Origin of the sequence: Variovorax sp. JS1663 (assembly GCF_002157355.1) — a bacterium.
Lineage (GTDB): Bacteria > Pseudomonadota > Gammaproteobacteria > Burkholderiales > Burkholderiaceae_C > Variovorax.
Genome location: NZ_LYMK01000018.1, coordinates 17,900 through 41,408, shown reverse-complemented (window position 1 = coordinate 41,408; position 23,509 = coordinate 17,900). Strand labels below are relative to the sequence as shown.

Here is a 23,509-nt window from a genome sequence, read left to right as displayed (position 1 = left end):
GTGAACCAGGGAGCGGTTTGCTGCGACGCAAAAGGCCGCGACAGGACAAAGAAGGTACCAGATGATCAAAATCGGAATTGTGGACGACCATGCCATCGTGCGGTCCGGACTGCGCCAGTTCTTCTCGGAGCATGTCGACCTGCGCGTGGTGGGGGAGGCGGCCAGCGGGCGCGAGGCGATCGAACTCGTCCGCACCACGGAGCTGGACGTCCTGGTGATGGACCTCTCGATGCCCGGCCAGAGCGGCATCGATGCGCTCGCGATGATCCGCGCCAAGGCGCCGGATGTCGGCATCCTGATCCTCAGTGGCTATCCCGAGGAGCACTACGCGATGAACCTGATCCGGCAGGGCGCGAGCGGCTATCTCAACAAGGAATGCGAGCCGATGGAGATCGTGAACGCGATCCGCACCATCTCGCTGGGCCGGCGCTACATCACACCCGCCGTGGCCGAACTGCTGGCCCGCCAACTCGACCGCAAGGACGACGCAGCGCCCCACGAGCAACTGTCGGAGCGCGAGTTCCAGGTCTTCCTCAAGCTCGCCAAGGGCGAAACGGCCGGGGACATCGCCAAGACCTTGTCGCTCTCGGTCAAGACGGTGAGCACTTACCGCACGCGGCTGATGGAAAAGATGAACCTCTCCTCCAACAGCGATCTCACCTACTACGCGCTGAAGAACAAGCTGATCGATTGAGAGGCGGGCAGTGCTCCCGCGCCGCTCGGAACGCCGGATGCCGGGCGCGCCCATTGGCGCAAGCGGGGTGCGCAGCGTCAACCCGAGCCGGAGGTCTGCCGCTGCATCGAGGACTGCTTGATGCAGAAGTCGATCAGCGCATCGATCTCGTTGGACTTGTCGAAGACCGCATCGACGCCGAACTGTGCGCAGCGCTTGCGGATGTCGGGCGTGGCGTAGTTGCTGAGCACCACGATCTTCTGCTCGGGCCGGCGCGTGCTGAGAGCCTGCAGCACGCCAAGCCCACTCCCCTGCTTGAGGAACAGGTCCACGATCGCCAGTTCCCATTGGTCGTTGTTTTCGGCCAGCCAGCGGACGGCTTCCGATTCGGTTTCCGCGAAACCGACGGCCGAAATGCACGTGAGTTCTTCCAGAGTGCCGACGAGGTTCTCTCGGATCGTGACGTTGTCTTCGACGATGTAGGTTTTCAATCTGGGGTCCATGGAGAACCGCGCGTCTCTGTCAGGCGATGGAGGCTTTGCGAACCTTAGCGGATGGCCGACATGAAAGCTATGGTCGTAAATGCTATGGGAGGCAGACGTGAATGATGCAGTGTTCGGCGGCCCGCGGCTGTAGGTTTGTTCTTACGAATTCTGTGGTCTGACGGCCCGTAGGCGGCGCCCGACATCGGCTGCGGTCCGGCGCCGACCCATTCCTGCAATCGTCGCCCTTAGGCTCATCACATACTTTGGCTGCATGGCGTCCTGCCGCAGCCGTGCCCATCACGGAAGGTGCCGCGATGAAGATGATGTGGAACTACGGGGCCATCAGCGTGTTGACCCTGGCCGCTGCGGCGGTCGTGGTCATCGGCGAGCCCGCGAATGCCGAACTGAAGCTGGCCGAGGCTGCTACCACCGCGGCGGCGGTCGGTGCGACTGCGATGTGCTTCCTGGCCTCGCCCGCGTCCATCACTGCGACTCCGGACCGAAAGACCACCGTGCCGTGACCAACGCGTCTGCCCCGAAATCACTCCCGTCGCTCCTCGTGCGGGTCGGCGCGGTCGTGTTGGGGCTGCTTGCGGCGCTGCTGCTGGTACTGGCGCTCTTCCCCTGGGATCTGCTGCGTGAGCCGGTCAATCGCTACGTCAGCGAACGGACCGGGCGCAAGTTCGAGATCACGCGCCGGCTCGACGTCGACCTGGGTTGGCGCGGGGCCACCATCAAGCTCGACGGCGTCGAATTCGCCAATCCCTCCTGGGCCCGCGACCCTTACCTGGTCAGGGCCGAGCGCGCCGAATTCGAGTTGCGCTTGTGGCCGCTGCTGTCGCACCGGGTCGTGATCCCACGCCTCGCCCTGGCGTCGCCCGCGCTGGGCTTGCAAATGGAGGAGGACGGCCGGCGGACCTGGGCGCTGGGCAAGAACACCGCGGACGCCGGGACCGCGCCGGTCATCGGCCTGCTCCAGGTCGACAACGGCTCGCTCGACTTCCTTGCGGCCTTCCATGGCGTCGATCTGCACGCGGATTTCAGCTTCGACACCGCACGGGGCGACATGCCCTTGTCCTATCGCATCAAGGGCCGCTACCAGCGGCAGCCGCTCACTGCCCAGGGCCGAACCGGCAACGTGCTGCAGATCGAGTCTGCCGGGCAACCGCCTTTCCCCGTCGAGATCGATGCCACTGCAGGCCGCACCCGCTTGAAGGCCAGCGGCGCGGTGGCGGAGCTCGCGACGCTGGACGGCGTCGATGCCCGCTTCGATCTCAAGGGCCAGAACCTCGGCGACCTCTACAACCTGCTGGGTATCGCTCTGCCGCAGACGTCGCCGTATGCGCTCAGCGGCGAGTTGCGCAAGCGCGCGAAGCAGTGGGAGGCCATCGGGATCAAGGGCAAGCTCGGGCTGTCCGACATTGGCGGCGACATGCGCTTCGACCAGTCGTCGAAGCTGCCCTATCTCTCGGGCCAACTGCGTTCGAGCGTCATGGATATGGACGACCTCGGCCCCCTGATCGGCCTGCCGCCGACCGAGCGCTCGGCCAAGGCCATCGAAGGCGTCGCTCCGCCTCCGACCATCACGGAGGTCAAGCGCGCCCGGCGGGATCCTGGCCGCAAGGTGCTGCCCATCGCGACGCTGGATTTCGAGCGCCTGCGGGCCATGAATGCCGACGTCAAGTACACGGCAGACCGGATCCGCAATGTGCGCGAGCTGCCGCTGGACAAGGGCTCCGTGCAGGTGAAGCTGAACGATGGCGTGCTGACCCTCGACCCGCTCGAGCTCGGCGTGGCCGGTGGTTCGCTGCACGGCGCCATCCGCATCGACGGCGCCCAGAACCCGGCCGATATCCGGGCGGCGCTGGACGTGCGGGCGATGCAACTCAACCGCCTGATTCCCAAGGTCGAAACCATGCGCACCAGCTTCGGCAAGCTGGACGGACGGGTGAACCTGTCCGGGCGCGGCAATTCGGTTGCGAGCTGGCTGGGTAACGCCTCCGGCGACGTGGCGGCGCTCACCGGGCGCGGCCAGTTCAGCAACCTGCTGCTGGAATTCATGGGCCTGGACGGCGGTGAGATCATCAAGTTCCTGCTGGAGGGCGACAGGAACGTGACGTTGCGCTGTGCCGCGATGGCCTTCGACGTCGACAAGGGAACCATGAACAGCCGCAGCGTGGTGCTGGACACGGAGGACACGGTCTTCAACGTGAGCGGGCAGGCCAGCCTCTCGAACGAGACGTTGAACTTCGTTGTGCGGCCGCAGCCCAAGGACAAGAGCATTCTTTCCCTGCGGACGCCGCTGGTCATCGGCGGTACCTTTGCCTCGCCCTCCGCGGGCGTGGAGGCCGGTCCGCTGGCGACGCGCGGTGCCTTGGCGGTGGCGCTGGGCGCCATCAACCCTCTGCTGGCCCTCGCAGCGACCGTCGAGACGGGGCCTGGCGCCGATGCCGACTGCCAGGAGGTGCTGGCCACGGCCAAGCGGCCGGCATCGCGCGAGGCCGCCGCGGGCGCGGCCAAGGCCAGGAAGCAATAGGGCAGGGCGCGTCCGGCTCAGCCCGCGGCCGGCCGGTGGCCACAGACGCTGCAGCCCAGATCGCGCGCCACGCGCATCGTGTCGAAGGCACTGCGGCGGCCATCGAACAGCAGCAGGCTGCCAGCCAGCGATGGGCCGATACCGGCCAGCAGCTTCAGCGCCTCGTTGGCTTCCAGCACGCCGATGGTGCCGACCACGGGCGCGAAGACCCCGAGCACCGCACAGCGCGTCTCCTCGAAATCGGCATCGGGTGGGAACAGGCAGGCGTAGCAGGGCGACGTGGCATCGCGCGTGTCGTATACGCTCAATTGGCCGTCGAAGCGGATGGCCGCGCCGGCCACCAGCGGCCTGGCATGGGCCACGCAGGCCCGGTTGACTGCGTGGCGGGTGGCGAAGTTGTCGCTGCAATCGACCACCACGTCGGCCGTCGGGACGAGACGGTCCAGCAGGGCCTCGTCGGCGCGCTGCACATGGGTGTCGATGCGGATTTCCGGGTTGATATCCCGCATCGCCGCGGCCGCCGATGTGACCTTGGCCTGGCCCACACGCGCGGTGCTGTGGGCGATCTGGCGCTGCAGGTTGGTGAGGTCGACCTCATCGTCGTCCACCAGCGTGATGCGGCCGACCCCGGCCGCAGCCAGGTACAGCGCGACCGGCGAGCCGAGTCCGCCGGCGCCGATCAGCAGCGCGTGGCCGGCGCTGACCCGCGCCTGGCCCTCGATGCCGAATTCCTCGAGAAGGATGTGGCGCGAGTAGCGCAGCAGGTCCTGGTCTTCCATGCGCCGCGCGGGCCCGATGCCGGCGCTCCCGGAGGCCCGGGAGCCTGGCCGGGATCAGTTTTCCTTCTTCTCTTCCTTGTTCTCGACGATGACCTGCGTCTTGCTCACCAGCACGGGCTGGCCCTTGAGCCGGTTCAGCGCCTGCACCAGCGGGAAGTCCTTCTCGTTGCCGAACTCGGGCACCTTGCGGTCCTGCGGCGGCTTCTTGGCCTCTTCCTCCAGGCGCTTGCGGGCTTCGTCGCGGGCCTTCTCGCGTTCGGGGTCCTTGGCCTCGGGGCCCTGGCCGCTCGCCAGGTGCTTCTCGAGATCGGCCTCGCGCATGCGCAGCGCGGCGAAGGGGCTGCCCTCGGCGCTCTCATCGACCAGCACGTTGGGCACGATGCCCTTGGCCTGGATCGAGGTGCCGCTGGGCGTGTAGTAGCGCGCGGTCGTGATCTTCAGGCCGGTATCGGGACCGAGCGGGCGCACCGTCTGCACCGAGCCCTTGCCGAAGGTCTGGCTGCCCATGATGGTGGCGCGCTTGTGGTCCTGCAGGGCGCCCGCCACGATCTCGCTGGCGGAGGCGGAGCCTTCGTTCACCAGCACCACCAGCGGCACCGTCTTGAGCGCCGCCGGCAGGTTGCGCAGCGGGTCGCTGCCGGCGCGGCGCTGGTAGTACTCCGGCGCGGCCTTGTAGACCGACTTGCTCTCGGCCAGCTGACCGTCGGTGGACACGACGGTGACGTTCTCGGGCAGGAAGGCGGCCGAGATGGCCACTGCCGCGTCGAGCAGGCCACCTGGGTCGTTGCGCAGGTCCAGCACCAGGCCCTTGAGGTTGGGATCCTGCTTGTAGATTTCCTCGACCTTCTTGACGAAGTCGTCGACCGTGCGTTCCTGGAACTGCGACAGGCGGATCCAGCCGTAGCCAGGCTCGATCATCTTGCCGCGCACCGATTGCGTGCGGATCTCCTCACGCGTGATGGTCACGGGGAAGGTGCGGTTCTCATCCTTGCGGAAGATCGTCAGCAAGACCTTGGTGTTGGCCTCGCCGCGCATGCGTTTGACCGCCTCGTTGAGCGACAGCCCGCGCACCGCCGTGTCGTCGATTCGGGTGATCATGTCGTTGGGCTTGAGGCCGGCGCGGAAGGCAGGCGAGCCCTCGATCGGCGACACCACCTTGATCAGCCCGTCCTCTTGCGAGATCTCGATGCCGACGCCGACGAAGCGGCCGGTCGTGCCCTCGCGGAATTCCTTGAAGGACTTCTTGTCGAAGTACTGCGAATGCGGGTCGAGCCCGGCGACCATGCCGGAGATCGCGTCCGAGATGAGCTTCTTTTCATCCACCGGCTCGACGTAGTCGCTCTTCACCATGCCGAACACGGCAGCGAGCTGCTGCAGTTCTTCGAGCGGGAGGGGGGCCAATGAACCTCTTGCAACTGTTTGCAACGAGACCGTGGTCAAAGCACCGGCAACGGCGCCGGCTGCGACCCAGCCGGTGATCTTGAGTTTCTGGCCCATGTGTAATGTCCTTGTCGCCTGTCAAGCCAATATACACAGCTTGGAAGCAAGTTGTCTGCCGTGGTTCCTCGTACCCGAGGGCGTCGCTGCGATTTGGCTTGCGCTCAGCCTTTGCCCTGCGCCGCCACCGCGGCAGCGGCCTTCTCGGCGGCGGCGGCATCGCCGAGGTAGTAGTGGCGCAGCGGCTTGAGCTCGTCGTCGAGTTCGTAGACCAGCGGGATGCCGTTCGGGATGTTGAGCCCCACGATGTCGTCGTCGGAGATGCCGTCGAGGTACTTGACCAGTGCGCGGATCGAGTTGCCGTGCGCAGCCACCACCAGGCGGCGCCCGGCGCGAATGGCCGGTGCCATCGACTCGTTCCAGAAGGGCAGCACGCGCGCCACCGTGTCCTTGAGGCATTCGGTCAGCGGCACCTGCTCCGGTGCCAGCTTGGCATAGCGTGGGTCGCCGCGCTCGCTGCGCGGGTCGTTGGGTTCCAGCGGCGGCGGCGGCACGCTGTAGCTGCGGCGCCAGACCAGCACCTGCTCGTCGCCGTACTTCTTGGCCGTCTCGGCCTTGTTGAGGCCCTGCAGGCTGCCGTAGTGGCGCTCATTGAGGCGCCACGAGTGCACCACCGGCAGCCAGGTGCGGTCCAGCTCGTCGAGCGTGTGCCACAGCGTGCGGGTGGCGCGCTTGAGCACGCTGGTGTAGGCCACGTCGAAGTCGTACCCCTCGGCCTTCAGCAGCCGGCCGGCCTGCTTGGCCTGCTCGACGCCGGTGGGCGTCAGGTCGACGTCGGTCCAGCCGGTGAAGCGGTTTTCGAGATTCCAGGTCGATTCGCCATGGCGGATCAGTACCAGTTTGTGCATGGGGGAGGGCCTTTGGGAACGCTTGCCAAAACCCAGCATTCTAAAATCTCCGGTTTGCCCAACCGAGGAACACCGTGAAATTCATCGTCGACAACTGGATGCTGATCCTGATCGCGCTCAGCTCCGGCGCCATGCTGGCCTGGCCGCTGGTGCGGGGCGCCAACACCGGATCGCTGACGGCGCAGGGTGCGGTGCAACTGATCAACCGGGAGCGTGCCGTGGTCGTCGACGTGCGCGAGCCGGAGGAATTCGCCACCGGTCACATGACCGGCGCCAAGAACCTTCCGCTCAACCAGCTCGAGGAAAAGCTCGCCACCACGGTCAAGAACAAGACGGTGCCGCTGCTCCTGGTGTGCGCCAGCGGGGCACGTGCCCAGCGCGCCGTGGCCATCGCGAAGAAACTCGGCTACGAAAAGGCCCAAGCGGTGGCCGGTGGGCTGAAATCCTGGAAAGAGGCTAACCTGCCGGTTGAAAAGGCCTGAACTTCCGGACATGAGCAAGCAACAACCCGTCAAGATGTACACCACCGCGGTCTGCCCCTACTGCATTCGCGCGAAGCAGATCCTCAAATCCAAGGGCGTCGAGCAGATCGAGGAAATCCGCGTCGACACCGATCCGCAGGCCAGGATCACCATGATGAACATCACCCAGCGGCGCACCGTCCCGCAGATCTTCATCGGCGACACCCACGTCGGTGGCTGCGACGACCTGATCGCCCTCGACGGGCGCGGTGGCCTGGAGCCGCTCCTGCAGGGCGCCTGAAGCCGCCGGGCGATAATCGCCCGCTCAACTCCCCATCCCAAGCCCGCCGTCGGGACACTCCTCCCCCCGGCGGGCATTGTTTTGACCCCAGAAAGTCCAGCCATGGCCGACCAGCAAGCCCAAGATCCCGTCTTCCAGATCCAGCGCGTCTACCTGAAGGACCTGTCGCTCGAACAGCCGAACTCGCCGGCCATCCTGCTGGAGCAGGAGCAGCCCACCGTGGACATCCAGCTCGGCGTCGATGCCCAGCCCGTGGCCGACGGCATCTTCGAGATCACTGTCTCCGCCACCGTCCAGACCAAGATCCAGGACCGTACCGTGTTCCTGGTCGAGGCCAAGCAGGCCGGCATTTTCGAGATCCGCAATCTGCCCGAGGACCAGATGGGCCCCATCCTCGGCATCGCCTGCCCGCAGATCGTCTACCCCTACCTGCGCGGCAATGTCGCCGACGTGATCCAGCGCGGCGGCTTCCCGCCGGTGCACCTGGCCGAGATCAACTTCCAGGCCATGTTCGAGCAGCAGCAGGCCCAGGCCGCCGGCCAGGCCTCGCCGATCATCACCCAGTAAGCATCGCCTGCGCACAGCGCAACCGCCGCCGATGAAGATCTGCGTGCTCGGTGCCGGCGCCTGGGGAACGGCACTGGCGATCAATGCGGCTGGCCGCCACGCGGTCAGCCTCTGGGCTCGGGACGACGCCCAGTCGCAAGCCATGGCGCTCCACCGCGAGAACGCCCGCTACCTGCCCGGCGTCGAACTGCCGCCCTCTGTGTTGATGCGTGCCGGGGAGGCCTCGGTCGCGGTGGGCGGCGTCGACCTGGCGATCATCGCCACGCCCATGGCGGGCCTGCGCGGCCTGCTGCTGGAACTGCGTGGCGTTTCCTGCCCCGTCGCCTGGCTCTGCAAGGGCGTCGAGCCCGGCCAGGGCGGCGCTGATGGTCTGCTGGCCCACGAAATCCAGGCGCAGGTCGCTCCCGGCCTGGCGGCTGGCGTGCTGAGCGGCCCCAGCTTCGCGCAGGAGGTCGCCCAGGGCCGGCCCACCGCGCTGGTTGCCGCCAGCGCCGATGCCGGCCTGCGTGAGGCGCTGGTCGATGCCTTCCACGGTCCGAGCCTTCGCGTCTATGCGAACGATGACATCGTCGGCGTCGAGGTCGGCGGCGCCGTCAAGAACGTGCTTGCGATCGCCACCGGGCTGGCCGACGGCCTCGCCCTCGGCCTGAACGCGCGGGCCGCACTGATCACGCGCGGGCTGGCCGAGATGACGCGCCTGGGCGTGGCCCTGGGCGCGCGGGCCGACACCTTCATGGGCCTGTCGGGCCTGGGCGACCTGGTACTCACCGCCACCGGCGACCTGTCGCGCAACCGCAAGGTGGGGCTGCTGCTCGCCGAAGGGAAGACGCTGGAGCAGGCGGTGGAGTCGCTCGGCCACGTGGCCGAGGGCGTGTACTGCGCGCGCACCGTGGTGCAGCGCGCGCGCCACCTGGGCGTGCAGATGCCCATCGCTGAGAGCGTGGTGGCCCTGCTCGATGGCCGCGTGCGGCCGGCCGAGGCAGTGGCCGAGCTGATGGGCCGCGAGCCGGGCGCGGAATGACGCTCTCCCCGAACGGGCCTGGCTGCGCCGGCCGGTACGTCTCAACCAGATCGATGAGCAAACACCCAAACATGGACGATAACTTCTTCGACTTCTCGCCGGCCCGGGTGGCCGAGCTGGCCGCTGCCGATGCGCAGCGCGCCCTGCGCGAAGACGCCGGCGACGGCGACCTCACCGCGGCCCTGGTGCCTACCGGCCGCCGCGCCACCGCCCGGGTGCTGCTGCGTGAAGAAGCCGTTCTCTGCGGCTCGCCCTGGGCAGAGGCCGTGGTGCGGCAGACGGACCCGCAGGCCGTCATCACGTGGCATGGCGCCGAAGGCGCTCGCTCCGCCGCCGACCAGGTGGTGCTGGAGATTGCCGGAGATGCCCGGGCCCTGCTGACCGCCGAGCGCACTGCGCTCAACTTCCTGCAACTGCTCAGCGCGGTGGCCACCAAGACGGCCCGCTACGTCGAGGCGGTACGCGGCACGCGCGCCGCGATCGTCGACACCCGCAAGACTCTCCCCGGCCTGCGCCTGGCGCAGAAGTACGCGGTGCGCGCCGGCGGCGGCACCAACCACCGCATCGGCCTCTACGACGCCATCCTGATCAAGGAGAACCACATCGCCGCCGCCGGTGGCGTCGGCGCCGCCTTGCGGGCCGCCGGACGCGCGGCGCCAGGCGCCAAATTCGTCGAGATCGAGGTCGAGACCCTGGCTCAGCTCGACGAGGCGCTGGCCCACGGCGCCCGCATGATCCTGCTGGACAACATGGACCTGCCCACCCTGCGCGAGGCCGTGCGCCTCAACGAGGCCGCCGGAGAGACCCGCGCCGTGCTCGAGATCTCGGGCGGCGTCACACTCGACGGCTTGCGCGCACTGGCCGATACCGGTGTGGATCGCATCTCGGTCGGCGCGCTGACCAAAGACATCAAGGCTATCGATTTCTCGATGCGTTTCCAGGAAGCCTGACATGACATCCGCCGTGATCAGCGTCGACTACGAGCAGCCGGTGCTGCCGCCGGTTTCCGGCAGCTTGTGCGACACCCGCCATGCCTGGGCCCGTGTGCCCGCCGAGCCAACGGCTGCTGAGCGCGACACGCTGAAACAGCGCATCCGCCGCCTGCTGCGCGAGCGCGACGCGGTGATGGTGTCGCACTACTACGTGCACCCCGACCTGCAGGACCTGGCCGAGGAAACCGGTGGCCTCGTCAGCGACTCCCTGGAAATGGCGCGCTTCGGCCGCGACCATCCTGCCCGCACGCTGGTGGTCTCGGGCGTGCGCTTCATGGGCGAGACGGCCAAGATCCTGTCGCCGGACAAGCGCGTGCTGATGCCCGACCTGGACGCCACCTGCTCGCTGGACCTGGGCTGCCCGGCCGATGAATTCACCGCCTTCTGCGACCAGCATCCCGATCGCACCGTGGTGGTCTACGCCAACACCAGCGCCGCGGTGAAGGCCCGCGCCGACTGGCTGGTCACCTCCAGCTGCGCGCTCGACGTGGTGCGCGCACTCAAGGCCCAGGGCCGCAAGATCCTCTGGGCGCCCGACCGGCACCTGGGCGACTACATCCGGCGCGAGACCGGCGCCGACATGCTGAGCTGGGAAGGCGCCTGCATCGTGCACGACGAGTTCAAGTCGCTCGAGCTGGAACTGCTGATCGAAGCCCATCCCGGCGCCAAGGTGCTGGTGCATCCCGAATCGCCGGCCTCGGTGATCGCGCTGGCCGATGCGGTGGGCTCCACCTCCGGCATCCTCGCCGCCGCCGAGCGCATGGATGCGCGCGAGTTCATCGTCGCCACCGACACCGGCCTGCTCCACAAGCTGCGCACGCTCAATCCCGGCAAGACCTTCATCGAGGCCCCCACGGCGGGCAACGGTGCCACCTGCAAAAGCTGCGCGCATTGCCCCTGGATGGCGATGAACGGGCTGGCCGGGCTGGCGCACGCGCTGGAGACCGGGGGCGGCGAGGTCCATGTCGATCCCGCGCTGGGACTGCGCGCCCGCCTGCCGATCGACCGCATGCTGGACTTCACGGCGGGGCTCAAGAAGGGCTTGCCGCCCGGCAGCCTGGTGGCCGGCATCGGCGCGGCCTGATGGCCGCCATATCGGCGCTCATCGACTTCTCATTCCCGGCCGACGCGGGCCGCCCACGCCTGCGGCACGCCTTCGGCGCGCCGCGAGAAATCCTGGCGGCCCACACGCCGGCGCAGGTGTGGCCGTTGCTGGAGGCCGTGCAGGTGCGCGCGCTTCAGGGGCTGTGGTGCGTGGGCTACCTGCGCTACGAGGCGGCGCTGGCCTTCAATCCCGCGCTGGCGTTGCACGAGGCGGATGGGCCGCTCGCCTGGTTCGGCGTGCACGAGGCCGTGCAGCCCTGGCCGCAAGACGATGTCGGCGCCGCACCCACCGTGCACTGGGAGGAGGGGCTCGCGCGCGCCGGCTTCGACCAGGCCCTGGCGCGGCTGCAGCGTGCCATCGCCGATGGCGAGCTCTACCAGGCCAACTACACGGCGCCCTTGCGAGGCACCCTCGACGGCGGGCCGGATGCGGATCGCGGGCTGCAGGCCAGGGCCCTGTTCGCCGCGCTGCAGCGGGCGCAGCCGGGGGGCTATGCGGCCTGGATCGACGCCGGCGGCGAGCAGGTACTTTCGGTGTCGCCGGAGCTGTTCTTCGACTGGCGCGAGGGCCGCCTGCTGGCGCGTCCCATGAAGGGCACGGCCGCACGCGGTGCGAGTGCCGATGAGGACGCTGCCGCCGCCGCACGCCTTCTCGCGTCGGCCAAGGAGCGCGCCGAGAACGTCATGATCGTGGACCTGCTGCGCAACGACATGTCGCGCGTCGCCGAGCCCCATTCGTTGCGCGTGCCGCGCCTTTTCCATGCCGAGGCGCTGCCCACCGTGTGGCAGATGACCTCCGACATCGAGGCGCGCACCCGCTCCGGCTGCACGCTGGCCGACGTGTTCGCGGCGCTCTTCCCCTGCGGCTCCGTGACGGGCGCACCCAAGGTCAGCGCGATGCGCATGATCCGGGCCCTGGAGCCCGAACCGCGGGGCATCTACTGCGGTGCCGTCGGCGTCGTCCAGCCGGGCGGCGCCGCCACCTTCAACGTGCCGATCCGCACCGTCACCCTGCGCGGCAGCGCGGCCCGCTGCGGCATCGGCAGCGGCATCACCGCCGATGCGCGGGCCGAGGGCGAGTGGCAGGAATGGCGGCACAAGCGTGCCTTCCTCGACCGTGCCAGCATGCCCTTCGAACTGCTGGAAACGCTGTCGCTGGACGAAGGCCGCCTGCGTGACGCGCCGGCCCACCTGGCGCGCATGGAAGCCGCCGCGCGCCACTTCGGCCACCCCTGGCCCGGCGACGCCATGGCGCGGGCGCTTGAAGACCTGCGCGAGGCCCATCCGCGCGGCGCCTGGCGCGTGCGCTTGCTGCTCGACGCCGCCGGCCGCGTGCACGCCGCGGCGCATGCGCAGGAAGCCGCGCCGGCCCTGGTGCGCCTGCAACTGGCGGGCCGGCCCTTCGACGCCGCCGACAGCGAGTTCGTGCGCTTCAAGACGACCCGCCGCGCGCACTACGAGGCCTTCGCGCCCACGCGGCCCGGCATCTTCGACACCCTGCTGTGGAACCGCCGCGGCGAGATCACCGAATGCACGCGCGGCAACGTGGCGCTGCGGCTCGGCGGCCGCTGGGTGACGCCGCCGCTGGCCTGCGGCCTGCTCGGCGGCATCGGGCGCGAGCGCAGCCTGCGTGAGGGCCGCCTCGCCGAGGCGGTGGTGCGCGTGGAAGACCTGCCCCGCGTGCAGGGCCTCGCCTTCGTGAACAGCTTGCGCGGCTGGATCGACGCCGTGCTCGACGGCGCCTCGGCCTGACTCAGGCGTCGATTTCCAGGTTGTCGATCAGTCGCGTGGTGCCCAGCCGGGCTGCGGCCAGTGCCACCAGCGGCTCACCGGGGGCCGGCGGCTGCAGGTCGCTACGGCGGCGCAGCACCAGGTAGTCGGGGTTCCAGCCGCGCGCCTCCAGAACGCGCGTGGCGCGCGACTCGATGGCGGCCAGGTCGCGTTCGCCGTCGCGCACCGCCTGTGCCATGGCCTGCAGCGTCTTCGAAAGCTGCACCGCCTCGACGCGCTCGGCCTCGCTGAGGTAGCCGTTGCGGGAGGACAGTGCCAGGCCGTCTTCCGCGCGCCGCGTCTCGCTGCCCACCACCTCGATCGGCAGTGCGAACTGGCGCACCATGTGGCGGATCATCATGAGCTGCTGGTAGTCCTTCTTGCCGAACATCGCGAAGCGGGGCTGCACACAGGTGAAGAGCTTCATCACCACCGTGCAGACGCCTACGAAGAAGCCGGGGCGGAAATGCCCTTCGAGGATGTCGGCCAGCGCCGGGTCGGGGTGGACCTTGCAGGTCTGCGGCTCGGGATAGAGTGCCTTCTCATCGGGCGCGAAGAGCACGTCGCAGCCGACCGAGCGCAGCTTCTCGCAGTCGCTGTCCCAGGTGCGCGGGTAGGTGTCGAAGTCCTCGTGCGGCAAGAACTGGAGGCGGTTGACGAAGATGCTGGCGACCGTGACATCGCCCAGCGGCTTCGCTTCGCGCAGCAGCGCCAGGTGGCCATCGTGCAGATTTCCCATGGTGGGCACGAAGGCCGGGCGCCGGTGCCGGCCCAGGATGTCGCGCAGTTCGGGGATGGTGCGGGCGATGTGCATGCGCGGTCCTACCAGGCGTGGAGACGATCGTCGGGAAAGCTGCCGTCCTTGACCGCGCGCGCATAGGCCGCCATGGCCTGCGCGATGCCGCCGGCATCCTGCATGAAGTTGCGCACGAACTTCGGCATCCGGCCGAGGTTCATGCCCAGCATGTCGTGCAGCACCAGCACCTGGCCGGCGGTGCCGCGGCCGGCGCCGATGCCGATGGTGGCGCAGTGCTTCAGCTCGCCGGTGAGTTCGGCGGCGAGCGCGGCCGGGACCATCTCCAGCACCATCATCGCGGCGCCCGCATCCTGCAGTGCCAGGGCCTGCTGCCGCAGCAGCGCGGCGGCGGCGTCGCCCTTGCCCTGCACGCGGTAGCCGCCCAGGGCATGCACGGTCTGCGGTGTCAGGCCCAGGTGGGCGCACACGGGGATGCCGCGCTCCACCAGGAATCGCACGGTCTCGGTGGTCCAGCCTCCGCCCTCGAGCTTGACCATGTGCGCGCCCGCCTGCATCAGCACCGACGCGCTGCGCAGCGCCTGCTCGCGCGATTCCTGGTAGCTGCCGAAGGGCAGGTCGGCGATCAGCCAGGCCGTGGCCTGCACGCGGTGCAGGCCGCGGAACACGCTCTCGGTGTGGTAGCGCATCGTCTCCAGCGTCACACCCACGGTGCTGTGCAGGCCTTGGCAGACCATGCCCAGCGAGTCGCCGACCAGGAGGCATTCGACCCCGGCCGCGTCGGCCATGGCGGCGAAGGTTGCGTCATAGGCGGTGAGCATGGTGATCTTCTCGCCGCGCGCATGCATGTCGGCCAGGCGCGGCAGGCTCAGCGGCTTGCGTTGGGCGGGCGGCGAGGCCGGCGGCAGGGTGCCGTAGGGCGTGGCCGCGCTGGCGGCCGGTGAGGAGGACATGGGTGTGGCTTTCTCCGGGGAGCGGTCCGCAGGCCGCGATGGGGCGCCAGGCGCCGCGCGCTGGCTCGATCAGGCCGTGACGGCGTCGCGCTCGGCGGCCTGCACCGGGATGTGCGCGCGCTCTTCCTTGATGCGGTTGGCGTCGTCGACGAACACCAGCTTCGGCCGGTAGCCGCGCACCTGGTCTTCCGGGACCAGGCCGAAGGCGGCGATGATGACCAGGTCGCCCACAGAAGCGCGGCGCGCGGCCGAGCCGTTGAGCGAGATGATGCCGCTGCCGCGCTGGCCGCGGATCGCGTAGGTCACGAAGCGCTCGCCGTTGTTGATGTTCCAGACGTGGATCTGCTCGTTCTCCGCCAGGTTGGCGGCATCCAGAAGGTCTTCGTCGATGGCGCAGGAGCCTTCGTAATGCAGCTCGCAGTCGGTGACGAGGGCGCGGTGGATCTTGGACTTGAGCAGGGTGCGGAACATGGGATGGCGGGAATCTGGGGAGAGGAAAAGGCTGCGCTGCACCGCCGGTACGGTGCAGGCCACGAAAGTTCGCCGAATCCTAGTGGAGAACCCGCAGAAGAAAAATCCCTGCCCGGTACTTTGTACCCGGTTTCAGACGGGCGGCGGCACCAGGATCGTCGGCGCCGCGGGCGCGGCCAGCGCCGGGTAGTCGCGGCTGAAGTGCAGCCCGCGGCTCTCGCGCCGGGCCTGGGCCGAGCGCACGATCAGCTCCGCCACCTGCACCAGGTTGCGCAGCTCCAGCAGGTCGCGGCTCACGTGGAAGTGCGCGTAGAACTCCTGGATCTCGCGCTCCAGCAGCGCGATGCGGTGGGCCGCGCGTTCCAGGCGCTTGTTGGTGCGCACGATGCCCACGTAGTCCCACATGAAGCGGCGCAATTCGTCCCAGTTGTGGGAGATGACCACCGTCTCGTCCGCATCGGTGACGCGGCTGTCGTCCCAGGCCGGCAGCGCGGCGGGCTCGTGCCGCGGCGCCTCGGCGATCGCCTGCGCGGCCGCGCGCGCGAACACCATGCACTCGAGCAGCGAGTTGCTGGCCAGCCGATTGGCGCCGTGCAACCCCGTGCAGGCCGTCTCGCCGATCGCGTAGAGGCCCGGCACGTCGGTGCGTCCGGCCAGGTCCGTGAGCACGCCGCCGCAGGTGTAGTGCGCGGCCGGCACCACCGGGATCGGCTCGCGCGTGATGTCGATCCCCAGCTCGGCGCAGCGCGCCAGGATGTTGGGGAAATGCTCGCGCAGGAAAGCCGGGCTCTGGTGCGAGATGTCCAGGTGCACGCAGTCCAGCCCGTGCCGCTTCATCTCGTAGTCGATGGCGCGCGCCACCACGTCGCGCGGTGCCAGCTCGGCGCGCTCGTCGTGCGCCGGCATGAAGCGCTTGCCGCCGGCCGAGGCGGGCAGCTTGAGCAGCCCGCCTTCGCCCCGCACCGCCTCGCTGATCAGGAAGGACTTGGCATGCGGGTGGTACAGGCAGGTCGGGTGGAACTGGATGAATTCCATGTTCGCCACCCGGCAGCCTGCGCGCCAGGCCGCGGCGATTCCGTCGCCGGTGGCCGTATCGGGGTTGGTGGTGTAGAGGTAGACCTTGCCCGCGCCGCCCGTGGCCAGGATGGTGTGGGGGGCGCGGAAGGTCAGCACCTCGTCGGTCACTTCGTCGAGCGCGTAGAGGCCCAGGCAGGCCGGGTCCTTCAGGCCCAGCTTGCGGCCGGTGATCACGTCCACCAGCGTGTGCTGCTCGAACAGCGTGATGTTCGGCGTGCGCCGCACCGTCTCGATCAGCGTGCGCTGCACGGCGGCGCCGGTGGCGTCGGTCGCATGCACGATGCGGCGCTGGCTGTGGCCGCCCTCCCGCGTGAGGTGCAGCTCGCCGTTCTCCAGCGAGAAGGGCACGCCCAGTTCGCGCAGCCAGGCGATGGCGCCAGGCGCGTGCGCCACCACGAAGCGGGTGGCTGCCAGGTCGCACAGGCCGGCGCCGGCCACCAGGGTGTCGTCCACGTGGGATTCGAGGCTGTCCTCCTCGCCGAGCACGGCGGCGATGCCGCCCTGCGCCCACTGGCTGGCCCCGTCGGACAACGAGCGCTTGGTGATCACCGCCACGCGGTGGGTGGGCGCGAGGTGCAGCGCAGCGCTGAGGCCGGCCAGCCCGCTGCCGACGATCAGAACATCGAAATCGTGCATCAAATCGATCATCCCGGTCGGGGAAGCATCATGCTGGGGAATAAGCCAAGCGAACGTAGATGGGCGCGAAGGCCTCAGCCTGAGTGATCTCGATCAGCGTCTCCTTCGCCAGCTCCAGCATGGCGATGAAGGTGACCACCATCACCGGCGCGCCGCGGCTGGTATCGAAGAGCTTCTCGAACTCGACGAACTGACGGCCCTGCAAATGGCGCAGCACGATGCTCATGTGCTCGCGCACGCTGAGCTCCTCGCGCGAGATCTTGTGATGCTGCACGAGCTTGGCGCGCTTGAGGATGTCGGCCCAGGCCTCGCGCAGGTCGACCACGTTCACGTCCGGGAAGCGCGGCTTGAGCGACTGCTCGATGTAGACCTGCGATCGCCAGAAATCGCGCCCGGCCTGCGGCAGGTTGCTGATGGCCGCGGCCTGCAGCTTGGCCTGCTCGTATTCGAGCAGGCGCCGCACCAGCTCCGCGCGTGGATCCTCGACCTCCTCGCCGTCGGCCGTCTTCTTGGGCGGCAGCAGCATGCGCGACTTGATCTCGATCAGCATCGCGGCCATGAGCAGGTACTCGGCCGCGAGCTCGAGATTGGTCTGGCGCACCTGATCGACGTAGGCGAGGTACTGGCGCGTCAATCCCGCCATCGGGATGTCGAGGATGTTGAAGTTCTGCTTGCGGATCAGGTAGAGCAGCAGGTCGAGCGGCCCCTCGAAAGCCTCCAGGAAGACCTGCAGCGCCTCGGGCGGGATGTACAGGTCGTTGGGCAGCGCGAACAGCGGTTCGCCATAGAGTCGGGCCAGCGCGACCTGGTCGACCACCTCGGGCATCGGACCGATCGGCGGCGCGTCCTCGTCCACGACGATCCCGGGGTCGGCGACACCGGCCTCGGCGGCCGGGCCCGCATCCCGATGGGTCGTGACGGGCCGGATCGGCACTTATTTCACTTTGGTCTGGTAGACGTAGGCCTGCTGCTGCACCCGGGCCTGGCGGTATTCGTCCTGTGCGCCGCGGTCGAGGTGCTTGTCCCACAGCAGCCCGCGGCCGGCGCGCTGCTCGGCTTCGAGCGTCGGCTTCTTCTGCTTCATCTCTTCGATGAAGTTCGTGATCTCGGAGGTGTAATGGTCGCGGGCGAAGAGAGACATGGTGTGAACCTTTGGCGGTGCCGAATTTTACCGGGGCGGGATCCCGCATCCTGGTACCCGTGAATTCCTCCTTGTTGAGGGCGGCACCCCGCGCTAGCGTGGGACCCCCAACCACAAAAGGACCTGCCCATGCGTCGCTATTCGTTGTACCTCGTCTCGGCCGCCGCAGCCGTTGCTGCCCTGGCCGCCTGCGGCAGCATGACCGGCTCGTCGCAGGGCAGGATGAGCTTCTTCCTGACCAGCGCCAATCCGGGCAAGGGGGCGGATTTCGGCGGCCTCGCGGGTGCCGACGGCTATTGCCAGAGCCTTGCTTCCAAGGTCGGCGCCGGCGGCAAGACCTGGCGCGCCTACCTCAGCAACAGCGCCATGGCCGGCAGCCCGGCGGTGAATGCGCGCGACCGCATCGGCAAGGGCCCCTGGGTCAATGCCAAGGGCGATCAGGTCGCCAGCAGCGTGGACGACCTGCACGGCCCCAACAACAAGCTCACCAAGCAGACCGCGCTGACCGAGAAGGGCGAGATCATCAGCGGCCGCGGTGACGCGGTGAACCTGCACGACATCCTGACCGGCTCCACGCCCGACGGCCGCGCCATCAGCGACGGCAAGGACAACACCTGCGGCAACTGGACCAAGAGCGGCGAGGGCTCGGCCATCGTGGGGCACCATGACCGGACCGGGCTCGACGAGAGCGCGCCGGCGAAGTCGTGGAATTCCTCCCATGCCACCAGGGGATGCAGCCTGGATGCGCTGAAGACCACCGGCGGCGGCGGCCTGATGTACTGCTTCGCGCAGTGATGTGGCTCTCCCCCAGGCTTCGCGCACTTCGTGTCGCTCCGCCAACCCCCTCACCGAGGGCGACACCAGCGGCCCGGCAAAGCCGGTTCCGCGGTGTCCCTGGCATGGCCTTGCTGGCCATCGTTCTTAGCCTCGCGGCCTGCGATCCGAAGCGCATCAGCGAACTGGAGGAAGGCGTCGCGACCGAAGCCGACGTGCGCGCGCGCTTCGGTGAGCCGGAGAACATCTGGGACTCGCCGGCCGGCCGGGTCTTCGAATACAACCGCCAGCCGCAAGGCCAGAAGAACTACATGATCACCATCGGCCCCGACGGGAAGATGGCCGCGCTGCGCCAGGTTCTCACACCCGAGAACTTCGCCAGAGTCCAGCCAGGGATGGCCATGGAAGACCTGCGCAAGCTGCTGGGCAAGCCGGCGCGGCGCACGCCCTATCCGCTGAAGAACGAGACTGCGTGGGAGTGGCGCTGGATGCAGCCGCCCAATGCGCCGATGGTGTTCGTCGCCACCCTCAATGACGACCAGCGCGTGGTGAGCGCGGGTTCCTCGCCCGATCGCAGCACCGAGGCACCCTAGGCCGCCTCCGCCGGCCGACCGGCCGCGATCTCGTCCGCGAAGCCCGAGCGCACGATCGCCTCCATCGGCTGCGGCTGCAGCGACTCGATGCGCAGCTGCCCGCCACGCGCCAGCACCGCCTTGTGTACCTGGCGCAGCGCGTCCAGGCCGGTGGCGTCGAGCGAGATCAGGTGCATGGCGTCCAGCACCACCACCATGCCGCGCGGCGCGCGCTCGATCGCCTGCACCGTCGGGTCCAGCTTGGCGGCAGCGCCGAAGAAGAGGGCGCCGTAGAGCCTGAAGGTGAGCTGCGGCGGCTCCAGCGACACCATCTCGACGCTGAAGAGCTGGCTCATGCGCCGCACGAAGAGGGCGCAGGCCAGCACGATGCCGGCCTGCACCGCGACCGTGAGGTCGAACACCACCGTGAGGAAGAAGGTGCCCAGCATCAGCAGCCGGTAGTGCCGGCTGAAACGGCGCAGCATGTAGGGCGAGAACTCGCGCCACTCGCCCATGTTCAAGGCCACGAAGACCAGGATGCCGGCCAGCACCGCCAGCGGCACGTGCTGCGCGAGGGGCGCCGCCGCCAGCACGACCAGCATCAGCATCAACGCGTGCACGATGCCGGCGACGGGCGAGTTAGCGCCTGCGCGCACGTTGGTCACCGTGCGCGCGATGGTGCCGGTGGCCGGCATGCCGCCGAAGAAGGGCGTGACCAGGTTGGCCACGCCCTGTGCCATCAGCTCCTGGTTCGGGTCGTGGCGCGGCAGGCCGCTGACCTGGTCGGCCACCCGAGCGCACAGCAGCGACTCGATCGCGCCCAGCAGTGCGATGGTGAGGGTGGGCGTCACCAGCTGTTTGACGGTCTCCCACGAGAAGTCCGGCAGCGCGAAGGCCGGCAGGCCGTCAGGGATGCCGCCGAACCGCGTCCCGATGGTCTCGACCGGCAGGCCGAAGCCCCAGGACACCAGCGTGAGCGTGACCAGCGCGACGATCGGCCCCGGCACGCGTGAGCCGGCACGCACGGCGCGCAACTCGGTCACGCGGCCCAGCACCAGCCGCACCGCGTAGCCGAAGCGGGTCTTGTCGTGCAGCAGCGTGGGCCAGGCGAACAGCCCCAGCAGGCAGGCCAGGCCGAGTCCGAAGGCGTAGGGGTTGAAGCTGTCCAGGCTGGTGACCAGCGTGTGCAGCTGCGAGAACATGTCGGCCGGCATCTTCGGGATGGCGAGGCCGAGCCAGTCCTTGATCTGCGAGATGAGGATCAGCACCGCGATGCCGTTGGTGAAGCCGATCACGATCGACACCGGCACGTAGCGCACCAGCGTGCCCAGCCGGAACAGCCCCATCAGGAACAGCAGCAGGCCGGCGCAGGCCGTGGCGATCAGGAGGTTGGCCACACCGTAGCGCTCGACGATGCCGTAGACGATCACGATGAAGGCGCCGGCCGGCCCGCCGATCTGCACGGCCGACCCGCCCAGGGCCGCGATCAGGAAGCCGGCGATGATCGCGGTCCAGATGCCGGCCTCGGGCTTGAGGCCGGATGCGATCGCAAAAGCCATCGCCAGCGGCAGCGCCACGATGCCCACCGTGGCGCCGGCGCCGAGGTCCTTGAGAAAACGTTGCCTGTCGTAGCCTGCCAGCGCGTCGACGAGTCGGGGGCGGAAGCGGGCGATCGGCAAAGGCGAGCTCATGCCGCCATTGTGGCCTCGCCTGTCGGGCAGCTGGCGCTATTCGTCGCTGGGCAGCACCGCGTCGGCCGCTGCGCCCACCGCCTTGCCGGTGATGCGCGCGGTGCCGATGGCCGCATCGGCCGCCAGGCCCACCGCGCCGGCGGTCACGCTCACGGCCGTGCTGGCCACCGTGACGACGGCGCAGCCGGACAGCAGGAGCGCGGCGAGGGCCAGCAGGGCGATGCGTTTCATGGGCAGATCCTCGGTGAGCGCGTCAGCGTACCCGCATCCCCGGCGTCGCGCCAGGCCAGGGCTCGAGCACGTGAATGCCCGGCTGTGCCTTCTCGTCCGCATGGCTGGCGGCCAGCACCATGCCCTCGGAGACGCCGAACTTCATCTTGCGCGGTGCCAGGTTGGCCACCAGCACGGTGAGCTTGCCGACCAGCTGCTCGGGTTGATAGGCGCTGGCGATGCCGGAGAACACGTTGCGCGTCCTGCCCTCGCCCGCGTCCAGTGTGAGGCGCAGCAGCTTGGTCGATCCATCGACCTTCTCGCAGGCCACGATCTTCGCGATGCGCAGGTCGACCTTGGCGAAGTCCTCGATGCCGATGGTGTCGGCCAGCGGCTCGCCGCCCGGCGCGGGCACCGCGTCGGCCTCCTCCTCGGCGGCCTGGACCGTGGGCTCGAAGAGCTGGTCGAGCAGCTTGGGGTCCGCGCGCTGCATGAGGTGCTTGTAGTCGGCAATGGCGTGGCCGGCGCCCAGCAGGCGATCGGCCTCGCCCCACTGCAGCGCCTCGCAGCCGAGGAAGGCCTCGACCTGCACCGCCAGCGCCGGAAGCACCGGCTTGAGGTAGAGCGTGAGCAGGCGGAAAGCCTCGATGCAGGTGGTGCACACGTCGTGCAGCCGCTCGAGCTGGTCGGGCTGCCTGGCGAGTTCCCACGGCTTGTTCTGGTCGACGTACTCGTTGACCTTGTCGGCCAGCTGCATGACGTCGCGCAGCGCGCGCGCGAAGTCGCGGCTGTCGTAGAGCGGCGCGATGCCCTGCGCCCCCGCCCGCAGGCTGGCCAGCAGCGCGGCACCGTCGGCGCTGGGCGTGCCCAGCTTGCCGCCGAAGCGCTTGGTGATGAAGCCCGCCGCGCGGCTGGCGATGTTGATGTACTTGCCCACCAGGTCGCTGTTGACGCGGGCGACGAAGTCCTCGGGATTGAAGTCGATGTCCTCGTTGCGTCCGTTGAGCTTGGCCGCCAGGTAGTAGCGCAGGTGCTCTGGATTCAGGCCGAGGTCGAGGAACCGGAGCGGGTCGATGCCGGTGCCGCGGCTCTTGCTCATCTTCTCGTTGTTCACCGTGAGGTGGCCGTGCACGTAGATGGCGTCGGGTGCCTTGCGGCCCGAGAAGTGCAGCATGGCCGGCCAGAACAGCGTGTGGAAGGTGATGATGTCCTTGCCGATGAAGTGCACCTGCTCCAGGTCCGGCTGGGCCATGTACTCGGTGTAGGAGATGCCGGCGCCGGCGGCCTCCACGCAGGTCTTGTCCAGGAGGTTTTTCAGCGACGCGAGGTAGCCGACCGGCGCATCGAGCCAGACGTAGAAGTACTTGCCCGGCGCGTCAGGGATCTCGATGCCGAAGTAGGGCGCGTCGCGGCTGATGTCCCAGTCGCCCAGGCCGCCGGTGCCGTCTTCCTTCTTGACCAGCCACTCGCGGATCTTGTTCTGCACCTCGGGCTGCACGTGCCCGGGGGTGGTGGTCCATTCCTTGAGGAAGGCCTCGCAGCGCGGATCGGACAGCTTGAAGAAGAAGTGGTCGGAGCTGCGCAGCTCGGGCCTGGCGCCGGACAGCGCCGAGTAGGGGGCGATCAGCTCGGTGGGCGCATACACGGCGCCGCACACCTCGCAGTTGTCCCCGTACTGGTCCCTGGCATGGCAGTTGGGGCACTCGCCCTTGATGAAGCGGTCGGCCAGGAACATGCCCTTCTCGGGGTCGTAGAACTGCTCGACCGGGCGCGTCTCGATCAGGCCCGCCTTCTTGAGGTCGAGGTAGATCTGGCGCGCCAGCTCGTGGTTTTCCGGCGCGTCCGTGGAGTGCCAGTTGTCGAAGGCGATGTGAAAGCCGTCCAGGTACGGCTTGCGGCCCGCGGCGATGTCGGCCACGAACTGCTGCGGCGTCACGCCGGCCTTGTCTGCCGCGATGGTGATGGCCGCGCCGTGCGCGTCGTCCGCGCAGACGAAGTTCACCTCGGCGTCCTGCATTCGCTGGAACCGCACCCAGATGTCGGCCTGGATGTACTCCATGATGTGGCCGATGTGGAACTTGCCGTTGGCGTACGGCAGGGCGGTGGTGACGAAGAGCTTGCGCTGAGGCATCGAGAAGGCGCTTTCTGGGGGAGCTGCGGGAGCCGCGGCCCATGCGAGCGGCGGGAGGGGCATTT

The 23,509-nt window shown here is 68.7% G+C and carries 25 protein-coding genes; 12 read left to right on the top strand and 13 right to left on the bottom strand.

The features are described from left to right. Window positions 1-61 precede the first annotated feature (61 nt). Entirely contained in the window at window positions 62-694 is a 633-nt protein-coding gene (locus tag A8M77_RS16585) for a response regulator (RefSeq protein ID WP_077001077.1), read from the top strand. A 77-nt stretch (window positions 695-771) separates the two neighbouring features. Here A8M77_RS16585 and A8M77_RS16580 read toward each other — a convergent pair whose 3' ends face one another. After that, window positions 772-1,176 carry a response regulator gene (locus A8M77_RS16580; protein WP_086922613.1) on the bottom strand — a complete coding sequence of 135 codons (405 nt, stop codon included), beginning with the start codon at window positions 1,174-1,176 and terminating at the stop codon, window positions 772-774. Between the two features lie 272 nt (window positions 1,177-1,448). On the opposite strand from A8M77_RS16580, the gene A8M77_RS36850 reads away from it, so the two are divergent. After that, window positions 1,449-1,679 (top strand): hypothetical protein, encoded by a 231-nt coding sequence (locus A8M77_RS36850; protein ID WP_238136848.1) that lies wholly within the window; start codon window positions 1,449-1,451, stop codon window positions 1,677-1,679. Between the two features lie 56 nt (window positions 1,680-1,735). Continuing rightward, window positions 1,736-3,694, top strand: a complete 1,959-nt coding sequence (locus tag A8M77_RS16575; protein WP_238136847.1) for an AsmA family protein — start codon at window positions 1,736-1,738, stop codon at window positions 3,692-3,694. A gap of 17 nt (window positions 3,695-3,711) precedes the next feature. On the opposite strand, the gene A8M77_RS16570 is transcribed toward A8M77_RS16575, so the two are convergent. The 3 genes from A8M77_RS16570 to gpmA all read right to left on the bottom strand — a co-directional run bounded on the left by A8M77_RS16570 (window position 3,712) and on the right by gpmA (window position 6,818). Next, entirely contained in the window at window positions 3,712-4,473 is a 762-nt protein-coding gene (locus A8M77_RS16570; protein ID WP_086922611.1) for a HesA/MoeB/ThiF family protein, read from the bottom strand. A gap of 54 nt (window positions 4,474-4,527) precedes the next feature. Then, entirely contained in the window at window positions 4,528-5,970 is a 1,443-nt protein-coding gene (locus A8M77_RS16565) for a S41 family peptidase (protein ID WP_086922610.1), read from the bottom strand. A 104-nt stretch (window positions 5,971-6,074) separates the two neighbouring features. Continuing rightward, window positions 6,075-6,818 carry a 2,3-diphosphoglycerate-dependent phosphoglycerate mutase gene (gene gpmA, locus A8M77_RS16560; RefSeq protein ID WP_086922609.1) on the bottom strand — a complete coding sequence of 248 codons (744 nt, stop codon included), beginning with the start codon at window positions 6,816-6,818 and terminating at the stop codon, window positions 6,075-6,077. A 74-nt stretch (window positions 6,819-6,892) separates the two neighbouring features. Between gpmA and A8M77_RS16555 the strand changes: the two genes are divergently transcribed. The 7 genes from A8M77_RS16555 (at window position 6,893) to A8M77_RS16525 (ending at window position 13,016) form a co-directional block, all read left to right on the top strand. After that, on the top strand, window positions 6,893-7,300 hold the full coding sequence (locus A8M77_RS16555; protein WP_086922608.1) for a rhodanese-like domain-containing protein: 408 nt from the start codon (window positions 6,893-6,895) through the stop codon (window positions 7,298-7,300). 10 nt (window positions 7,301-7,310) lie between these two features. After that, on the top strand, window positions 7,311-7,580 hold the full coding sequence (grxC, locus tag A8M77_RS16550) for a glutaredoxin 3 (protein ID WP_086922607.1): 270 nt from the start codon (window positions 7,311-7,313) through the stop codon (window positions 7,578-7,580). A 102-nt stretch (window positions 7,581-7,682) separates the two neighbouring features. After that, complete coding sequence (gene secB / locus A8M77_RS16545; RefSeq protein ID WP_086922606.1) at window positions 7,683-8,147, top strand: protein-export chaperone SecB; 465 nt, start codon at window positions 7,683-7,685, stop codon at window positions 8,145-8,147. A 31-nt stretch (window positions 8,148-8,178) separates the two neighbouring features. After that, window positions 8,179-9,168, top strand: coding sequence for an NAD(P)H-dependent glycerol-3-phosphate dehydrogenase (locus A8M77_RS16540; RefSeq protein ID WP_086922605.1), 990 nt, complete (start codon window positions 8,179-8,181; stop codon window positions 9,166-9,168). A gap of 71 nt (window positions 9,169-9,239) precedes the next feature. Then, entirely contained in the window at window positions 9,240-10,118 is an 879-nt protein-coding gene (nadC, locus tag A8M77_RS16535) for a carboxylating nicotinate-nucleotide diphosphorylase (protein WP_086922604.1), read from the top strand. Between the two features lies 1 nt (window position 10,119). After that, window positions 10,120-11,244: a quinolinate synthase NadA gene (gene nadA / locus A8M77_RS16530; protein WP_086922603.1), complete on the top strand. Its 1,125-nt coding sequence runs from the start codon at window positions 10,120-10,122 to the stop codon at window positions 11,242-11,244. Further along, the gene (locus A8M77_RS16525; RefSeq protein WP_086922602.1) at window positions 11,244-13,016 is read left to right on the top strand and encodes a chorismate-binding protein; all 1,773 of its coding nucleotides are present in this window, start codon (window positions 11,244-11,246) and stop codon (window positions 13,014-13,016) included. The genes nadA and A8M77_RS16525 overlap by 1 nt, the downstream gene beginning before the upstream one ends. 1 nt (window position 13,017) lies before the next feature. Here A8M77_RS16525 and panC read toward each other — a convergent pair whose 3' ends face one another. From panC to A8M77_RS16495, 6 genes are all read right to left on the bottom strand, one after another. Beyond that, complete coding sequence (gene panC, locus A8M77_RS16520) at window positions 13,018-13,848, bottom strand: pantoate--beta-alanine ligase (RefSeq protein WP_086922601.1); 831 nt, start codon at window positions 13,846-13,848, stop codon at window positions 13,018-13,020. A gap of 8 nt (window positions 13,849-13,856) precedes the next feature. Further along, window positions 13,857-14,741 (bottom strand): 3-methyl-2-oxobutanoate hydroxymethyltransferase, encoded by an 885-nt coding sequence (gene panB / locus A8M77_RS16515; protein ID WP_086922600.1) that lies wholly within the window; start codon window positions 14,739-14,741, stop codon window positions 13,857-13,859. A 69-nt stretch (window positions 14,742-14,810) separates the two neighbouring features. Further along, window positions 14,811-15,212, bottom strand: coding sequence for an aspartate 1-decarboxylase (gene panD, locus A8M77_RS16510; protein ID WP_086922599.1), 402 nt, complete (start codon window positions 15,210-15,212; stop codon window positions 14,811-14,813). Window positions 15,213-15,344: 132 nt separating this feature from the next. Then, window positions 15,345-16,925: an L-aspartate oxidase gene (nadB, locus tag A8M77_RS16505; protein ID WP_086922688.1), complete on the bottom strand. Its 1,581-nt coding sequence runs from the start codon at window positions 16,923-16,925 to the stop codon at window positions 15,345-15,347. A gap of 28 nt (window positions 16,926-16,953) precedes the next feature. After that, window positions 16,954-17,751: a segregation and condensation protein A gene (locus A8M77_RS16500; RefSeq protein WP_086922687.1), complete on the bottom strand. Its 798-nt coding sequence runs from the start codon at window positions 17,749-17,751 to the stop codon at window positions 16,954-16,956. A 108-nt stretch (window positions 17,752-17,859) separates the two neighbouring features. Then, window positions 17,860-18,066, bottom strand: a complete 207-nt coding sequence (locus A8M77_RS16495; RefSeq protein ID WP_086922598.1) for a DUF3460 family protein — start codon at window positions 18,064-18,066, stop codon at window positions 17,860-17,862. 129 nt (window positions 18,067-18,195) lie between these two features. On the opposite strand from A8M77_RS16495, the gene A8M77_RS16490 reads away from it, so the two are divergent. Beyond that, complete coding sequence (locus A8M77_RS16490) at window positions 18,196-18,861, top strand: hypothetical protein (RefSeq protein ID WP_086922597.1); 666 nt, start codon at window positions 18,196-18,198, stop codon at window positions 18,859-18,861. A 104-nt stretch (window positions 18,862-18,965) separates the two neighbouring features. Then, entirely contained in the window at window positions 18,966-19,433 is a 468-nt protein-coding gene (locus tag A8M77_RS16485) for an outer membrane protein assembly factor BamE (RefSeq protein ID WP_086922596.1), read from the top strand. On the opposite strand, the gene A8M77_RS16480 is transcribed toward A8M77_RS16485, so the two are convergent. Genes A8M77_RS16480 through metG form a run of 3 tightly spaced genes read right to left on the bottom strand, consistent with a single transcriptional unit; the run spans window position 19,430 to window position 23,444 of the window. Then, window positions 19,430-21,103 (bottom strand): SulP family inorganic anion transporter, encoded by a 1,674-nt coding sequence (locus A8M77_RS16480; RefSeq protein ID WP_086922595.1) that lies wholly within the window; start codon window positions 21,101-21,103, stop codon window positions 19,430-19,432. The two genes, A8M77_RS16485 and A8M77_RS16480, sit on opposite strands and share 4 nt — an antisense overlap. A gap of 36 nt (window positions 21,104-21,139) precedes the next feature. Next, on the bottom strand, window positions 21,140-21,334 hold the full coding sequence (locus A8M77_RS16475) for a lipoprotein (protein WP_086922594.1): 195 nt from the start codon (window positions 21,332-21,334) through the stop codon (window positions 21,140-21,142). A gap of 22 nt (window positions 21,335-21,356) precedes the next feature. After that, window positions 21,357-23,444, bottom strand: a complete 2,088-nt coding sequence (gene metG, locus A8M77_RS16470; RefSeq protein ID WP_086922593.1) for a methionine--tRNA ligase — start codon at window positions 23,442-23,444, stop codon at window positions 21,357-21,359. Window positions 23,445-23,509 lie beyond the last annotated feature (65 nt).